Origin of the sequence: Parasphingomonas caseinilytica (assembly GCF_036663755.1) — a bacterium.
GTDB lineage: Bacteria > Pseudomonadota > Alphaproteobacteria > Sphingomonadales > Sphingomonadaceae > Sphingomonas.
This window is the reverse complement of the sequence record NZ_JAXOJL010000003.1, coordinates 87,847-104,439: the sequence shown is the minus strand read 5'-3', so window position 1 is coordinate 104,439 and position 16,593 is coordinate 87,847. Positions and strand designations below refer to the sequence as shown.

The window sequence follows — 16,593 nt, the reverse complement described above, 5'->3', positions numbered from 1 at the left end:
AAACCGGTCGGCTTCCTCCATCGGTCATGCCGACGCGGCGGACAACCGAAGCTGAACGAAATCGTGCCCTTCCGTTCAGCGTCCCCGCCGCGTCAGCACCATGCGATAGAGCGCGAGCAGGACCACCGCGCCGGCGGTCGCGGCGGCATAATTGCGCCAGCCGCCGCCGATCTCCCAGCCCATCGATTGCGCGACGAACCCGGCGAGCAATGCGCCCGCTATGCCGATGACGATAGTGACGACGATCCCGCCCGGATCGCGACCGGGCATGATGAGCTTGCCGAGAATGCCCGCGACAAGGCCGATCGCCAGCCAGCCCAGAATGCTGTGCTCCATGTCCGCAATCCCCGTTCGGCGTCCGATTGTAAGAAGCGCAGGGTCTGCCCCCTCGACCGCGATTGCAACCATTTCTTTGTCGAAACGAAATTGTCGTCCTGGTTGTTCAACTTGCGAAAAAAAGCCGGAAAGGGCATTGGCGCGCTACCTTCGCGCGGGGGCGGGCAGGGTCATCGAAAGTCCGGGGCGAAAAGAGGCCCTTGAGGCTGGTGAGTTATTTCGATAATACAGCGATAAGAGACCGGCGCGAACGCCGGGTGAGGGCATCGGGAAGTGGCAGGGATGAAGTACGAAACCGCGACGTTCGACAATGACGGGCGCTTGGCGATCGAGGGCGATGTCCGCCCGAATCGCCGGTGGTGGATCATCGGGATCGTTGCCGCGTTGCTGGCGATCGGCGGGGCCTATTTCGGCTTCGGGCACAAAGCCAAGCCGACCGCTGTCGCCGCCAAGAAGGACGAATTGCCCAACGTGTCGATCGTGGTGCCGGGCAGCAAGATCGTGCCGCGCGTCGTTTCGGCGACCGGTTCGCTGGCGGCACGTCGCGAGATGCCGGTCGGCGTCGCGGGCGAAGGCGGCATGGTGACGCGCGTACTGGTCGAACCCGGCCAGTGGGTGCAGTCCGGTCAGGTGCTGGCGCAGGTCGATCGATCGGTCCAGTCGCAGACGGCGGCGAGTCTCGCCGCGCAGATCAACGTCGCGCGCTCCGACGCGGCGATCGCGCAATCCGAATTGAAGCGCGCCGAATCCTTGGTCGATCGCGGCTTCATCTCGAAGGCGGATCTCGAGCGCAAGGCGGCGACGCGCGATGCGGCGCTGGCGCGCGTCAACGTGGCGCAGGCGTCGCTCGGCGAACAGCGCGCCCGCAACGGCCGGCTCGATATCCGCGCACCGGCGGCGGGCCTGATCCTGACGCGCAGCGTGGAACCGGGCCAGATCGTCAGTTCCGGATCGGGCACGTTGTTCCGCATGGCCAAAGGTGGCGAGATGGAGATGCGCGCGGCCTTGTCCGAAGCGGATCTTGCCGGTCTGCCGGTCGGCGTTGCCGCCAGCGTGACTCCGGTCGGCGGGTCGCAGAGCTTCAAGGGGCAGGTGTGGCAGGTGTCGCCGGTGATCGATCCGAACACGCGTCAGGGCATCGCCCGGATCGCCTTGTCCTATGATCCCGGTTTGCGGCCCGGCGGTTTCGCCGCGGCGCAGATCACCAGCGGCGGCGCACGCGCGCCGCAACTGCCCAATTCGGCGATTCAGAGCGACGCGGCGGGCAATTACGTCTATGTCCTCGATGCGCAGGATCGCGTGGTGCGCCGTACGGTCACGCTCGGCGGCGTGTCCGACGAAGGCGTCATGGTCGCCAGCGGTTTGAGCGGTACGGAACGGGTGGTGCTGTCGGCTGGTGCCTTCCTCAATCCAGGTCAGAAGGTGAAGCCGATCCTCAAGAACGCGCAAGGCTAAAACCCGATGAGCTTCCGCAACATCTCTGCCTGGTCGATCCGGAACCCGATCCCCTCGATCGTGCTGTTCGTCATGCTCACCGTGGCGGGGCTGGTCAGCTTCATGCGGATGGACGTCAACAACCAGCCGGACATCGATTTTCCGGTGGTGGTGGTCGAGATCAGCCAGCCGGGCGCCGCGCCGACCGAGCTGGAAAACCAGATCACGCAGAAGGTCGAGGCGGCGGTGCGCAGTCTGCAGGGCATCGACGAGATCGATTCGACCGTGCAGGAAGGCCACACCACCACCGTCATCCAGTTGGCGCTCGGCACGCCGATCGACCGCGCGGTCGAAGATGTGCGCTCGGCGATTCAACAGATCCGCAGCGATCTGCCGGACGGCATCCTCGAGCCGCAGGTCATGCGCGCCAATACCACCGGCCAGGATCTCGCCAGCTATGCCGCGATCTCGACCGACATGACGGTCGAACAGCTCAGCTGGTACATCGACAATACGGTCGCCAAGGAATTGCTCTCGGTTCAGGGCATGGCCGGGGTCGATCGCAACGGCGGCGTCGATCGCGAAATCCGCGTGATCCTCGATCCGCTCAAGCTGCAGGCGCAGGGCATCACCGCCAGCGCGGTCAATCAGCAATTGCGCCAGGTCAACATGAACGCGGCCGGCGGGCGTGCCGAGATCGGCGGGTCCGAAGAATCGGTTCGCGTGCTCGGCAATGCCCGCACCGCTTTTGCGCTGGGGCAGACGCAGATCACGGTCGGCGGCGGACGCACCGTACGGCTCGACGATCTGGGGCAGGTGCGCGATCTCTATGCCGAACAGCGCTCCGCCTCGCAGCTCGACGGGCGGCAGGTGCTGAGTTTCGACTTCCAGCGTGCCAAGGGCGGGTCGGACGTCACGGTATTCAAGGAAGCGCAGAAAAAGCTGGAGGCGCTGGAGAAGCGCAATCCGCAAGTGCATTTCCAGATGATCAGCAACAGCGTCAAATATACCGAGGCGCAATACCATTCGGCGATGGAGGCGATGGTCGAGGGCGCATTGCTCGCGGTCGTCGTGGTATTCCTGTTCCTGCGCGACTGGCGCTCGACCATCATCTCCGCGCTGGCGATCCCCTTGTCGGCGATCCCGACCTTCTGGTTTATGGACCTGCTCGGTTTCACGCTCAACAACATGACGCTGATGGCACTCAGCCTCGTCGCGGGCGTGCTGGTGGATGACGCGATCGTGGAGATCGAGAACATCGTCCGCCACATGCGCATGGGCAAGAGCGCGTATCAAGCGTCGATCGACGCGGCGGACGAGATCGGCCTCGCCGTGCTCGCCACCACCATGTCGATCGTCGCAGTGTTCCTGCCGGTCGGCCTGATGCCGGGCGTCTCGGGTGAATTCTTCAAGAATTTCGGCCTGACCGTCGTCGTGTCGGTGTTGCTCAGCCTCGCCGTCGCGCGCCTGATCACGCCGATGATCGCGGCCTATTTCCTGAAGGCCAAGGGCCAGGCCAAGCATGGCGAAGGCTGGCTGATGGACGTCTATATCAGCACGCTGCGCTGGACGCTGCGCCATCGCTGGTCGGCGGTGGTCGCCGGCGTGGTGGCCTTCACCATGACGATCGCGCTGATGATCGGCCTGCCCAAGACGTTCAATCCGGATCGCGATCTCGATTCGTCCACAGCGCTCGTCACGATGGTGCCGGGTACTACGCTGGCGGAGACGCAGTTGGTGGTGAACCGCGTGGCGGAGCTGTTCCGTCGCCAGCCCGATGTCGATCACGTCTATTCCCGCGCGTTCGTCGGCAATGGCCGCGTGACGGCGATGTACAAGAAGCCGAAATCGCTCACCAGCAGCCAGTTCGAACGGCAATTGGCGCCGCAATTGGCGACGATTCCGGACGCGCGCGTGTCGTTCCGCGCGCAGGGCGGCTGGGGCAACAACGCCCGGCAATTGTCGATCGTGCTAGGCGGCGACGATCCCAAGCAATTGACCCAGACGGCGCTCAAGCTGGTCGGCGAGATGGGCAAGGTGCCGGGGCTGATAGCGCCGCGCATCGAGGGCGATCTGTTGCGGCCGGAAATCGTCATCACCCCGCATATGGATCTCGCGGCGAGCATGGGCGTGACCACTCAGGCATTGTCCTCGGCGATCCGCATCGCGACCCTGGGTGACATCGATCAGAACAGCGCCAAGTTTTCCTTAAGCGATCGTCAGGTGCCGATTCGTGTGGCGCTGGATCAAAATTCGCGTCAGCGCATGTCCACGATCCAGAACCTGCCGGTCGCGACGCAGAGCGGGGCTTCGGTGCCGCTGAGCCTGGTCGCGACGATCGGCTTCGGCGCCGGCCCGACGCAGATTCAGCGCGTCGCGCAGAAGCGGCAGCTGACGATCGGCACGGATCTCGCCCCGGGCCTTGTCAGCGGTACCGCGCAGAAGCTGATCCACGATCTGCCGACGATGAAGAACCTGCCGATCGGGGTCGGCGAACTCGTCGTTGGATCGGACAAGTGGCAGGCGGAAATGATCGTCAACTTCGCCGTTGCATTGGGTGCGGGCTGCTTCCTGGTCTTCGCGGTGCTGGTGCTGCTTTACCGCCGCGTGCTGCCGCCGTTGGTCAACATGGGCTCGCTGCTGCTCGCGCCTTTGGGCGGTCTGATCGGCCTGCTGATCACCGGCATCCCGATGTCGATGCCGGTCTATATCGGCATCATCATGCTGTTCGGCATCGTCGCCAAGAACTCGATCCTGCTGATCGATTTTGCGCTGGAAGAACTCAGCAAGGGCGTGCCTCTGTTCGATGCGATCATCGACGCCGGGCACAAGCGCGCGCAGCCGATCGTGATGACGACGGTGGCCATGGTCGCCGGCATGCTGCCGACCGCGCTCGCGCTGAATGGCGATGGCTCCGCGCGCGTGCCGATGGGCATCATGGTGATCGGCGGCCTGTCGCTCTCCACGCTGCTGACCCTGCTGATCGTGCCGGCCAGCTTCAGTCTCGCCGCCAGCATCGAAGTATGGATCGGGCCGAAGCTGCGCCGCTCGCTGCTGACCTATCAGCCCGGCGACGACGGCATGCCGGTGATCGACCACGATCCGAAGGCGCAACTGCCCGGCACGCCGCCCCGCCTTGGCGGCAAGGGCGGCGACGAACCTCAGCCGGCTGAGTAAGCGAGGGCACATCGACGCGCGCCTCTTTACAGCCGTTCGTCCTGAGCTTGTCGAAGGGCGTGCCAAGAACACGCCCTTCGACAGGCTCAGGACGAACGGACGTGGTTGGGCACGGTAAGACGATGGGGTCGTGCGCAATCCGATAATCGCGCAAACGCACGTCACCACTTGAACATTCCCGGCTTTCGGGGATTGTTTCACCCATGAAGCTGTTCGCCCGTGCGCCGCGCCGATCTTCGGGCCTGTCGGAGGCCCCGCCACCGGGCCTCAGGCGCATGCGGATCGTCGCGACCGGGCTGCTGGTGGCGATGGCGATCCTGTTCCTCGTCAGCCGCGCGCTCGATACCGGGCATCCCATATTCGGCTTCGTCCGCGCCTTTGCCGAGGCGGCGATGGTCGGCGGCCTCGCCGACTGGTTCGCGGTCACGGCCCTGTTCCGCCACCCGCTCGGCCTGCCGATCCCGCACACAGCGATCATCCCGCGCAACAAGGATCGGATCGGCGATACGCTCGCCACCTTCCTGCGCGACAATTTTCTCACCCCCGTGGTGATCTCGCGACGGATGCGGCGGATGGATATGGCGGGCATCGCCGGCGCGTGGCTGGCCAATCCCGGCGTGGCGAGCAAGCGGCTGACGCGCGGCGCATCGCGCATCGCAGTCGAGATATTGCAGTCGCTCGATCAGGATCGGCTCGGCGGCATGGTGCGCGGCGCGATGGTCAAGCAGGTGCGCGATCTCGATCTCGCGCCGTTGCTTGGCCAGGCGCTGGGCGCGGCGATCGCCGACAAGCGGCATCTGCCGATCCTGGCGGGAATCGTGCGCTGGGCCGGACAGATATTGGAGGCGAACGAGCATCTGGTCCGCGCCATGGTGCATGATCGCGCCGGATCGATCATGCGCTGGACCGGGCTGGACGAAACCCTGTCGAACAAGATCATCGATGGTCTGAACGGTCTGCTCCGCGACATGGCCGAGGATGACGACCATCCGCTGCGTGACAAGGCCGAGGAAGGTCTGGCGCAGTTAGCACACGATCTCCAGCATTCGCCCGAGATGCGCGCCCGCGTCGATGCGCTGAAGCTGGGCATGCTCGACAATCCGGCAATGCAGAACTGGATCAACGGCCTGTGGGAACAGGCGCGCACCGCCATGCTGCGGATCGCGCAGAATCCGGAAAAGATGCTGGCGGGCAAGGTCGGCGATGCGTTGCGCCAATTGGGCGAGACACTGCAGAACGATCCCCGATTGCGTGCGACCCTCAACCGGTACGTGCGCCGCGCCGTGGTCGGCACGGCGGCGGACTATGGCGACGCCATCGTGCGGCTGGTGTCGGAAACGGTGCGCAGCTGGGATGCCGATACGATCACCACGCGGCTGGAGAACGCAGTGGGCAAGGATCTGCAATTCATCCGCGTCAACGGAACATTGGTCGGCGGACTGGTAGGTCTGGTGATCCACACGGTGGACGTACTTCTGTGACGTTCGTGCAGGCAAGCGGGTCAGCCCTCCCAGTCGATCACCGTCCACCCCTTGATCGCGGCCAGCGCGCGCAACGGCGGATGCGGATTCACCGCAAACGCCTCGTCCGCCCAGGCAAGCGTCGGCGCGTCGGAAACATGGTCGCTGTAGAACCGGATCTCGGCATCCGCGCGCGCGATGCCCTGCTCTGCCATCCAATCCTCGATCATGCGCAATTTGGCCGGGCCGTAGCAATTCTCACCGAAGATGCCGGCGCGCACCGCACCGTCGCCGCCATCCTTCGACAAGGTCGCGATCACCGCGTCGAACCCCAGCCGCCCCGCGATCGCAGTGACGTAGAAGCGGTACGACGCGGTCGCCATCACCAGCCGATAGCCCGCCGCGCGATCGGCCGCGATGCGGTCCCGCGCGCCGTCGTACAATCGCACGCGCCCGGCGAAGCGTTCGGCGGCGGCGGCGGTCGCTGCGGCGCTCATCTTGCGGCCGAGCAGCAGGCGCTGCGCGATCTGTTTCAGCCGCGCGCGATCGATCGCCTTCGCGCCGTACGCCGCGCTCGCCAGCCCGACCAGCGGCAGGAACGCCAGCCGCCACGGCGCCTGCCGCCGCGCCGCGCCGATCACGAATCCGCCCCAGGTGGCCTTCACCGTGATCGTCTTGTCCATATCGTAGATGGCGAGCTTGTGTGTCATTCTGGTGCCTTACGCGCCAACCCGCTTGCCGATCCAGCGCGATTGCAGCAATGAACAAGCCGATGAGTCAAACCGCCACCTTCAGCCCGGAACAGGATACCCTGCGATTCTCCGGGTTCCTGACGCTGGCACGGATCGGCGATCTGGCCGAGAAGCTCCGCGCCTATGACGGAAAGGTGACGAAGCTGGACCTGTCCGGCGTCGACCGGATCGATACGGTCGGCGCGTGGATCGTGCAGCGCTTCGCCGCCGAACACGATGCCGAGATCGAAGGTCTGAACGAAGACAGCCAGCATCTGCTTACCCAGGTGAAGAACGCCGATCAACCGGTCGAAATGCGGCCGGCGCACATCAGCGGCTTCTCGCGCGTGCTGGGCGAAGTCGGTGATGCGACGATGACCGCGTTTCACACGATGTACGGTCTGCTCGGTTTCCTGGGCGCGACGGTGCTGGCGTTCGGCACGCTGATCCGCCACCCGAGTCGCTTCCGCTTCAACGCCACGGTACAGCGCTTCGAGGTCGTCGGCGTCTCCGCGCTCGGCATCATCGGGTTGATGAGTTTCCTGATCGGTATCGTCATCGCGCAACAGGGTGCGGTGCAGTTGCGCCAGTTCGGCGCGGAAGTGTTCACGATCAACCTCGTCGGGCGTCTCACCTTGCGCGAACTCGGTGTGTTGATGACCGCGATCATGGTTGCCGGGCGTTCCGGATCGGCCTTCGCGGCACAGCTCGGCACGATGAAGCTGACCGAGGAGATCGATGCGATGCGCACGATCGGCGTGTCGCCGATGGAGGCGCTGGTGGTCCCCCGCACCCTGGCCGTCGTCATGATGATGCCGCTGCTCGCTTTCTATTCCTCGCTGATCGCGATCATCGGCGGCGGATTGCTGTGCTGGGTGTCGCTCGGCATTCCGCCTGTGACGTTCATCCAGCGCATTCGGGAGGTCGTGCCGATCACTGATCTCTTCATCTGCCTGGTCAAGGCACCGGTGTTCGGCGCGATCATCGCCATCGCCGGCTGCTTTCAGGGTATGATGGTCGAATCCGATTCCGAACAGGTCGGCATCCGCACGACGGCGGCAGTGGTGCAGGCGATCTTCCTGGTCATCGTGCTCGACGCGTTCTTCGCGATGTTCTTCACCTGGGTGGGCTGGGTCTGATGGCGCGCAGCGATGAAAACGTTATCGTCGTAAAGGGGCTGAAGAACGGCTTCGGCGACCAGATCGTGCATGACGGCCTTAACCTCGAGGTGAAGCGCGGCGAGATCTTCGGCGTGGTCGGCGGTTCCGGCACCGGCAAGTCGGTGCTGATGCGCTCGATCATCGGGCTGCAGACGCCGATCGAGGGCGACATCACCGTGTTCGGCGAGGAGATGATCGACCGCGAGGACACCGATGCGATCGACGTCCGCAAGCGCTGGGGCGTGCTGTTCCAGGGTGGCGCCTTGTTCTCTACGCTGACCGTGGCCGAGAACGTGCAGGTGCCCTTGCGCGAATTCTACCCGGATCTGGATCCGGCGCTGATCGACGAGATCGCCGCCTATAAGGTCGTGATGTCGGGCCTGCCGGCCGATGCCGGCCCCAAATTCCCCGCCGAACTGTCGGGCGGCATGAAGAAGCGTGCAGGCCTCGCCCGTGCGCTCGCGATGGACCCGGAATTGCTGTTTCTCGACGAACCGACCGCCGGGCTCGACCCGATCGGCGCGGCGGCGTTCGACGAACTGACCAAGTCGATGCAGAAGACGCTCGGCCTCACCGTGTTCCTGATCACGCACGATCTGGACACATTGTACGCCATTTGTGATCGTATCGCCGTGCTGGCGGACAAGAAGGTGATCGGCGTGGGCACGATTCCGGAGCTTCTCGCGTTGGATCATCCGTGGATCCAGGAATATTTCAACGGGCCGCGTGGCCGCGCCGCGACGGCGTCGGTGGAACGGGCGGCGGAGTTGCGCGACGAGGCACCGGACAAGGCTGCCGGTGCAAAAGGGACTGAAGGCTGATGGAAACGCGTTCGAACCATGTGCTGGTCGGTGCCGTCGTGCTGATCCTGCTCGCCGTGCTGGCGCTCTTCACGGTGTGGATCGCGCGCCTGAACGGGACGAGCGAGAAGGAGTATGACATCTTCTTCAAGCAATCGGTCGATGGCCTCGCCAAGGGTTCGGTCGTGTCCTTCTCCGGCGTGCCGCTGGGGCAGGTGAAGGAAATCGCATTGTGGAAGCGCGATCCGCAATTCGTTCGCGTCCGCATCACCGTGAAGGACGAGACGCCGGTGCTGGAAGGTACGACGGCGGGCGTGCAGGGCAGCTTCACCGGCACCAGCACGATCCAGCTGGACGGCGCCAAGAAGGGTGCTCCGCCGATCGCCTGCCCGGCGCAGAATGCCGAAACCGCCTGCCCCTACGGCGTGCCGGTGATCCCGACCAAGTCGATCGGCTTCGGCGCATTGCTGAGTTCCGCGCCGCAATTGCTGGAACGCCTATCGACGCTGACCGAGCGGCTGACCGACATGCTGTCCGATCGCAACCAGAATTCGATCGCCGGCATCCTCGCCAACACCAACCGCCTGACCGGCGCGCTGGCCGATCGCGGGCCGGAGATCGCCGCCACCCTGGCCGAAACTCGCGTCGCGATCCAGAAGGCCGGCACGGCGGCGGAACAGATCGGTGCGCTGGCCGGCACGACCAACTCGATGCTGGCGGATGATGTGAAACCGGCGGTCGCCAACCTCAACAAGGCGATCGGATCCGCGCAGAAGAGCATGGAGACGCTGAACGGCGCGATCGGCGATGCGCGTCCGGGCCTGCAAGCGTTCAGCAAGCAGACCATCCCCGAGGTCGGACAGTTGGTGCGCGACCTGCGCGTGATGTCGTCCGCGCTCACTTCCGTCGCCGAGAAGATCGATCAGGGCGGGGCAGGGGCATTGGTCGGATCGCCCAAGCTGCCCGACTACAAGCCGAAAAAGTGAGGCGCATGACCATGAAGAAGCTTTCCGTCCTGCTCCCCGTGATCGCCGGTGCATTGTCGCTGGGTGGTTGCATCAGCTTCGGTGCGAAGCCGCCGCCCTCGCTGCTGACGCTGCAATCGGCGCAGAGCGTGCCCGCCGGCGAGACGCGCAGTTCCGCCAATGCGGCGACGATCACCATCGCCGTGCCCGCCGTATCGCAGGCGCTGGCGACGACGCGGGTGCCGGTTCAGTCGACCGGCACGTCGCTGGCGTACGTCAAGGACGCTCAGTGGGTCGAACTGCCTGCGCGCCTGTTCGCGCGGATGACCGCCGATACCGTGGCGGCGAAGACCGGCCGGGTCGTGCTCAGCACCGCGCAGAGCTTCTCCGATCCCGGCGCACGCCTGTCCGGCGAATTGCGTAATTTCGGGCTGGACGGATCGACCAACGAAGCCGTGGTGACGTTCGACGCCGCCCTGATCCGCACCACCGGGGAAGTGGTCGAGAAACGCCGCTTCGAGGCGCGCGTGCCCGTCACCGCGATCGACGCCGCGAACGCCGCGCGCGGGATCAACCAGGCCGCCAATCAGGTGGCGGGCGAGGTCGCGGACTGGGTGGGAAAGTAAGCCGTGGTTCGGGGCGGATCAAGCGTCCCATGCTTAGACTGTTGCGTGTCCTAGAGCAGCATGCCGTCAGGGTGAAGCAACCACTCTCCGTTCGTCCTGAGCCTGTCGAAGGACGTGTTCCAGGCGCAGCCGGAGATCGTGAACACGTGCTTCGACAGGCTCAGCACGAACGGTCCTATTGAAGAGATCGCGCTCTAAATCCACCGCCAGAAATTGAAGTCGCCCTCTGTCCTACAAGCGCTCCATTCGCCATACTCTATGCGCTGTTTCCAATCGTCGGCCTCTTTGCAAAACGTGTCCCCGCGCGACGGCCCCGATACTGTGTGACTTTGTGTGAACTTCGCCTGCAAGAAAGGCAGCGGAATTCCCGCCGAACGGCGCATCGATCGCGCCTTTGGCCAGTACGAAAAAGGCCCGCCTCCTCCCCGGAGACGGGCCTTTTGATCTCATCGAAGTCGCGACGGTTCAGCCCGCGCGCGATCCCGACATCGGGAAGCTGCCGAACGCGCCTGCGCCGACGCTGCCGGTGATCGTGTCGCCGTCGATCGTGGCGCTGCAATCCAGCGTCATCGGCATCGGCACGGTCATTTTCATCGTCCAGGTCAGCGTGTTGCCGTCGACCTTGCCGTCGGTGATATCCACCGCGCCCATCGCGCCGGCATTGCTGCCGGTGAAGCTGTCGCCGTCGCTCTTGACGGTCAGCGTGCTCTTCTGGTCGCCCAGCGGCGACTTAACAACGGTGTCCCAAACGCCATCCACTGCGGCCATCATTTCTCTCCTGAAGCTTTTACAGCACCCGCAACGGACGCTGCCGACACCAATTCGACGGGCAGGCCGAGGCTGTCAAGTTGTGGCCGAACGGTCTTGGCCTCGCCGACCACCACCCAGACGAACTTCTTGGGGTCGATCGCCGCGCGTGCCGCAGCGTCAAGCTGGGGCAAGGTCATCGCCTTATATTTTTGCGTGATCGTCGCGTAATAATCGTCGGGACGCTTGAAGAGGTCGTTCTGCTGCATCGCGCGCAGCACGTCGTCCGATGTTTCGAAATTGCCCGACAGCGACCGGATCGCGCCGGTGATCGCGCGATCGAACTCGGATTGCGTGATCGGCTTGGTCGTCACGAACTCGGCCACGTCGTCGCGCAACGCCTTGATCGAATCGCCGGTCTTGTCGGCTTGCACCGGCGCGCTGATGACATAGGGCGCACCGTTCTCGCTGCGCTGGAAGCCGCCGCTAACGCCGTAGGACCAATGCTTGCCCTCGCGCAGATCCATGTTGATGCGGCTGAGGAAGCTGCCGCCCAGCGCGTCGTTGGCGGTCAGGACGGGCAGCAGATCGTCGCTGCCGTTCAGCCCGGTGACGAGGCCGGCGGAGATTTGCGACTGCGGCGAATCCGGGCGATCGACCAGGATGATCTTGGGGCTGGCGGTGCCGGTGATCGGGCCGAACGTCTTGGTACCCGCGACGCCGGTGCCCTTCCAGTCGGCGAAGCGCTGGTCGAGCGCGGCCTTGACGGTGGCGAGCGGCAGATCGCTGACGACGAAGATTTTCGCCTTGTCCGGGCGCAGCCAAGCCTGCTGGAACGCAACGAGATCGTCACGCGTCAGATTGGCCACCGCCGCAGGATCGCCGCCGCCCGACGACTTCGCATAGGGCGAGGACGGCCCGTAGATCAGCTTGGGCATCACGCGCCCGGCCAGGCCGCCGGGGCTGGTGAGTTCCTGCGCGATCCCGGCGAGTTGCTGCTGCTTGACGCGCGCCACCTCGGCAGGCGCGAAGGCCGGGTTGCGGGTGACGTCCGCGAACAGGTCCATCGCCGGGCCCAGATTGGCGCTCGGCGTGGTCATCGACACGGTGGTGCGATCCAGGCTGGCGTTGGTGCGGATATCCATGCCCAGCCGTTCGCGCGCCTCGGCCAGTTGCTTGGAATCGAGGTGCTTGGTGCCCTCGTCCATCATGTTCAGCGTCAATTGCTGCGTGCCGAGCTTGCCCGACACGTCGGCGGCGACACCGGCGTCGAAGCTGATCACCGCCTGCGTGATCGGCACCGCGCTGCGCTGCGCATAGACCAGTTCGATGCCGTTCTTCAGCCGGTCGCGCGTGACTGGCGGGAAGGTTAGGCCGGCGACCTCGCCGACCGCGGGCAGCGCACCGCGCGTGCCCTTGGGCTTGGCGGTTTCGGCCTGCACGATCTTCACTTCCTTGGGCACCTGCGCCTCGGCATAGGCATCGCGTGCGCCGGGCACGACCGACAGATTGTAGGACGGGCGCGACAGCCACTTGTCCGCCGCCGCCTTCACGCTGGCTGGCGTCTGCGCGGCGAGATCGGCGAGCTGTTTCTTGTAGAAGCCGGGATCGTTCGAATAGAGAGCGCCCTCGGCCAGGGCGACGGCCTTGCCGCCGAAGCCGCCGACCGATTCCAGACCCTCGATCCGGTCCACGGCGGTGTCGGTGACGTAGCGCTGCACCTCGTCCGCGCTCGGGCCGGTCTTGAGGAAATCGGCGATGATCTCGTCGGTGCGTTTCGCGACGATTGCCGGATCGGCACCGGGGCGGACAACGACATAGATGTCGAACGTGCCGACCTGCGCAAAGCTCTGATTGCTGACGCTGACTTCGACCGCGAGTTTCTCCTGCCGCACCAGCGCGTTCTGCAGGCGCGAACTCGACAGGCCGCCAAGCGCGCCCGCCGCCACGTCGAGCGCAGCGGAATCCTTGTCGTTCAATCCCGGCACCGGCCAGGACCGAACCAGCAATGTCGCGGCGACGCGGTCCTTCATCGTCTCGTTCTTCGCGGTCGCCAGCACGGGGACCGGCGCGGTGGGCAGGACCGATTGCGGCCCGCGCGGAATCGCGGCGAAATTCTTCTCGACCAGCCGCTTGGCGGTGGCGAGATCGACGTCGCCGGCCAGCACCAGCACGGCGTTGTTCGGCCCGTAATGATCCTTGAACCAGGCCTTCACGTCGCCAAGGCTCGCGCCGTCGAGATCGGCCATCGATCCGATCGTGGTGTGGCCGTAGGGATGATCCGCCGGGAAAATTCCCTCGTTCATCTTGTAGCGGATCAGACCGTAAGGCTGGTTGTCGTTGCCCCGCTTCTCGTTCTGCACGACGCCGCGTTGCTCATCTAGCACGCTCTGCGTGATTGCGCCGGTGAGATAGCCCATGCGATCGGATTCGAGGAACAGCGCACGATCCAGCGCCGCGGTCGGCACCGTCTCGAAATAATTGGTGCGATCGAAATAGGTCGTGCCGTTGAAATCGGTCGCGCCGACCTGCTTCAATGGCTCGAAGAAATCGTTCGGCGCATTCTCGCTGCCATTGAACATCAGATGTTCGAACAGATGCGCGAAGCCGGACTTGCCCTTGGGCTCGTGCTTCGACCCGACATCGTACCACACGGACACCGCGACGATCGGAGCCTTGCGATCGGTATGCACGATCACGCGCAGACCATTGGGCAGGGTGAATTGCTGATAGGGAATATCGACCTGCTTGACGAGGCTGGCGACCGGCGCTGGCTTGGCGGCGGTGGGCGCGGCAAATGCCGACGAGGAGATCACAGCCGAAAGGGCCACGCCCGAAAGCGCCAGAGTCCGAAATATCATGCAGGATGTTCCTCGCAAGCGACCGTATTGCCGATGCATAGCAGTGTCGCCGGATCGCGCAACGATCCACCCGATCACGCCACATTATCGCACAAACCTGTGATCGGCCGGTGGGATTCGGTCGATCCGATTTCGAGGAAGTTTCGGGGAAGAAGGTGGGGAGCTTCTGTTGCTCGGTGCTCCCCGTACCGCCGGAATCCGCTTCTGTTGCCCGGTGCGGTCCAACCGCGCTTTTGTCGTTAGTAAACTAGACCGTTAGGTCCGGTTTACGCCGCAATCGCGAGTGCATCGTTGTCGTTAGCACTTGTGGTTTTGAGCCTATAAACGGTTACTCAGCCGTGGCAAAAACAGCGCCTTTGAACACACGTCGATCCTGCTTCGTCCCCGTCATAGCCTGTCCCGCCCCGATTAAGGTGTAGACAGGTTATGGTGGAGACGCCGGGTACTGCCCCCGGGTCCGTTGCGTCTATTTTACGCTGCAATTTATCACCATAGTCTCCGGGGCAAGCCCCTTACGACACGACCTATATGGGATTTGCGGAGGCTTTTGCCAAGCCCGCCTTTTACTCGCCACAAATCCGGTCCATGGGGTAGAGTATCATGCTTACTCAGCGTTCCCGTTACGCCCTTCGCGCCATGCTGTTCCTCGCCGAAGCACCCGCCGGTGGCCCGCCGATCCCGATGAACCGGATCGCGGAAAGCGCCAACGTGCCGCGCAAGTTCCTCGAACTGATCCTGGCCGATCTGCGCGAGGCGGGGTTCCTGCACAGCCATCGCGGCAAGATGGGCGGATATTGCCTGACGCGCCCCACGCACCTGATTTCGCTCGGCGAGATCATTCGCGTGATCGAGGGGCCGCTGGCGCTGGTGCCGTGCGTCAGCCGCACCGCCTATCGTTCGTGCAACGATTGCAAGGACGAGGCGACCTGCGCGATCCGCCACGCCATGATGCGCGTGCGCGACGAGACGGCGCGGATTTTGGACGGGACGAGCTTGGCCGATGCGGCGGCCGAGGAACTGGTTGCGGCCTGAGTTTTCGGTCTGAAATACCCTAACACCACCTGTCCTGAGCCTGTCGAAGGACTGCTTTTCTCTTCGACGGTGGAGAAGAAGGCAGTCTCTCGACAGGCTCAGGACGGACGGGTGTGGGGCGAAGGGCTTCTCAAACCCGAGGCCGAGCCTTCAACTCATCCCTGATTTCACGCAGCAGGGCGATGTCTGCGGGTTCCGCCGCCGGGACTGCGGGCGCTTCGTCCGCCTTGGGCATCAAGCGGTTCACCGCGCGGATGATCAGGAAGATGATGAAGGCGACGATGACGAAATTAACGGCGGCCGTTATGAATGCGCCATAGCCGAGGAGCGGCACGCCAGCCTTTTTCAGCGCGGCGTAATCCGACGATCCGACCAGCGCCTCCGGCACCTTGCCGAGAATCACGAAGTAACTGGAAAAATCGAGGCCGCCGAAGATCTTGCCGACGATCGGCATGATCACATCGTCGGTCAGCGATGTCACGATCTTGCCGAATGCGGCACCGATGATCACGGCGATGGCCAGATCGAGCACGTTGCCGCGCATGATGAAGGCCTTGAACTCCTTGAACATGACGCTCTCCCTTCCGATTTCCCTTAGCGTTGGCGATGCTACGCGCCTATCAGGGCGCTTGCCAAGGCCTAGGAGGGACCAGATGAAAATTCGTGCCGTCTTCGTAATGACGTCCGCACTTGCGCTCGGCGCCTGCGGAATCAACAGCGTGCCCACCGCCGAGGAGAATGCCAAGGCCAAGTGGGCCGACGTGCAGAACCAGTATCAGCGCCGGTCCGATCTGATCCCCAACCTCGTCGCCACGGTGAAGGCCGCGGGCGCGCAGGAGAAGGCGATCCTCGTCGAAGTGACGCAGGCGCGCGCCTCGGCCAATCAGGTGCAGGTGTCGGGCGACGATCTGACAAACCCGGACAAGATGGCCGCGTACCAGCGCGCCCAGGCCGGCGTGACGCTATCCCTGCAGCGTTTGCAGGAGGCGTATCCCGAGCTGAAGAGCCAGGGCAATTACACCACCTTGATGAGCCAGCTGGAAGGGACTGAAAACCGCGTGACGATCGCGCGTACCGATTACAACAATGCGGTGCAGGCGTATAACACGCGCATCCGCACCTTCCCCGACGCGATCGGCGCGAAGGTCTTCTACGGTGCCAAGCCGTTGACCCCGTTCCAGGCGACGACGCCGGGTGCGGAAGCCGCACCGTCGGTGGCCAACGCCTTCGGGAACAACAGCTGACGTTTTCGCCTTCGAAGGAC

General features: G+C 64.4%; 14 protein-coding genes and 1 other RNA gene. 9 read left to right on the top strand and 6 right to left on the bottom strand.

Translation table 11 applies throughout. The features are described 5' to 3' along the window. Positions 1 to 75: 75 nt before the first annotated feature. Entirely contained in the window at positions 76 to 336 is a 261-nt protein-coding gene (locus U1738_RS08770; RefSeq protein ID WP_055776675.1) for a GlsB/YeaQ/YmgE family stress response membrane protein, read from the bottom strand. 282 nt (positions 337 to 618) lie between these two features. Here U1738_RS08770 and U1738_RS08765 point away from each other — a divergent pair, with 282 nt between their 5' ends. The 3 genes from U1738_RS08765 (at position 619) to U1738_RS08755 (ending at position 6,428) form a co-directional block, all read left to right on the top strand. Beyond that, on the top strand, positions 619 to 1,791 hold the full coding sequence (locus U1738_RS08765) for an efflux RND transporter periplasmic adaptor subunit (RefSeq protein ID WP_332788666.1): 1,173 nt from the start codon (positions 619 to 621) through the stop codon (positions 1,789 to 1,791). A 6-nt stretch (positions 1,792 to 1,797) separates the two neighbouring features. Beyond that, positions 1,798 to 4,947, top strand: coding sequence for an efflux RND transporter permease subunit (locus U1738_RS08760; protein ID WP_332788665.1), 3,150 nt, complete (start codon positions 1,798 to 1,800; stop codon positions 4,945 to 4,947). A 203-nt stretch (positions 4,948 to 5,150) separates the two neighbouring features. After that, on the top strand, positions 5,151 to 6,428 hold the full coding sequence (locus U1738_RS08755) for a DUF445 domain-containing protein (RefSeq protein WP_332788664.1): 1,278 nt from the start codon (positions 5,151 to 5,153) through the stop codon (positions 6,426 to 6,428). Between the two features lie 20 nt (positions 6,429 to 6,448). Here the strand turns inward: U1738_RS08755 and U1738_RS08750 are convergent, their stop codons facing one another. Further along, complete coding sequence (locus U1738_RS08750; RefSeq protein WP_332788663.1) at positions 6,449 to 7,117, bottom strand: HAD family hydrolase; 669 nt, start codon at positions 7,115 to 7,117, stop codon at positions 6,449 to 6,451. Between the two features lie 62 nt (positions 7,118 to 7,179). Between U1738_RS08750 and U1738_RS08745 the strand changes: the two genes are divergently transcribed. From U1738_RS08745 to U1738_RS08730, 4 genes are read left to right on the top strand one after another with little or no spacing between them, the layout of a single operon-like run. Further along, complete coding sequence (locus U1738_RS08745; RefSeq protein WP_332788662.1) at positions 7,180 to 8,277, top strand: ABC transporter permease; 1,098 nt, start codon at positions 7,180 to 7,182, stop codon at positions 8,275 to 8,277. After that, entirely contained in the window at positions 8,277 to 9,119 is an 843-nt protein-coding gene (locus tag U1738_RS08740; RefSeq protein ID WP_332788661.1) for an ABC transporter ATP-binding protein, read from the top strand. Before U1738_RS08745 ends, U1738_RS08740 begins: the two co-directional genes overlap by 1 nt. Beyond that, entirely contained in the window at positions 9,119 to 10,084 is a 966-nt protein-coding gene (locus U1738_RS08735; RefSeq protein WP_332788660.1) for an MlaD family protein, read from the top strand. The genes U1738_RS08740 and U1738_RS08735 overlap by 1 nt, the downstream gene beginning before the upstream one ends. A 5-nt stretch (positions 10,085 to 10,089) precedes the next feature. Further along, entirely contained in the window at positions 10,090 to 10,689 is a 600-nt protein-coding gene (locus U1738_RS08730) for an ABC-type transport auxiliary lipoprotein family protein (RefSeq protein ID WP_332788659.1), read from the top strand. 465 nt (positions 10,690 to 11,154) lie between these two features. Here U1738_RS08730 and U1738_RS08725 read toward each other — a convergent pair whose 3' ends face one another. From U1738_RS08725 to ssrA, 3 genes are all read right to left on the bottom strand, one after another. Next, positions 11,155 to 11,457, bottom strand: coding sequence for a hypothetical protein (locus tag U1738_RS08725; protein ID WP_332788658.1), 303 nt, complete (start codon positions 11,455 to 11,457; stop codon positions 11,155 to 11,157). Beyond that, the gene (locus U1738_RS08720; protein WP_332788657.1) at positions 11,457 to 14,297 is read right to left on the bottom strand and encodes a M16 family metallopeptidase; all 2,841 of its coding nucleotides are present in this window, start codon (positions 14,295 to 14,297) and stop codon (positions 11,457 to 11,459) included. The genes U1738_RS08725 and U1738_RS08720 overlap by 1 nt, the downstream gene beginning before the upstream one ends. A gap of 193 nt (positions 14,298 to 14,490) precedes the next feature. Beyond that, positions 14,491 to 14,855, bottom strand: a transfer-messenger RNA (tmRNA) gene (gene ssrA / locus U1738_RS08715). A gap of 42 nt (positions 14,856 to 14,897) precedes the next feature. Between ssrA and U1738_RS08710 the strand changes: the two genes are divergently transcribed. Next, positions 14,898 to 15,329 carry an RrF2 family transcriptional regulator gene (locus tag U1738_RS08710; RefSeq protein WP_332788656.1) on the top strand — a complete coding sequence of 144 codons (432 nt, stop codon included), beginning with the start codon at positions 14,898 to 14,900 and terminating at the stop codon, positions 15,327 to 15,329. Positions 15,330 to 15,459: 130 nt separating this feature from the next. Here U1738_RS08710 and mscL read toward each other — a convergent pair whose 3' ends face one another. Next, positions 15,460 to 15,900 carry a large conductance mechanosensitive channel protein MscL gene (mscL, locus tag U1738_RS08705; RefSeq protein ID WP_332788655.1) on the bottom strand — a complete coding sequence of 147 codons (441 nt, stop codon included), beginning with the start codon at positions 15,898 to 15,900 and terminating at the stop codon, positions 15,460 to 15,462. A gap of 82 nt (positions 15,901 to 15,982) precedes the next feature. On the opposite strand from mscL, the gene U1738_RS08700 reads away from it, so the two are divergent. After that, positions 15,983 to 16,573, top strand: a complete 591-nt coding sequence (locus U1738_RS08700; RefSeq protein WP_332788654.1) for a LemA family protein — start codon at positions 15,983 to 15,985, stop codon at positions 16,571 to 16,573. Positions 16,574 to 16,593 lie beyond the last annotated feature (20 nt).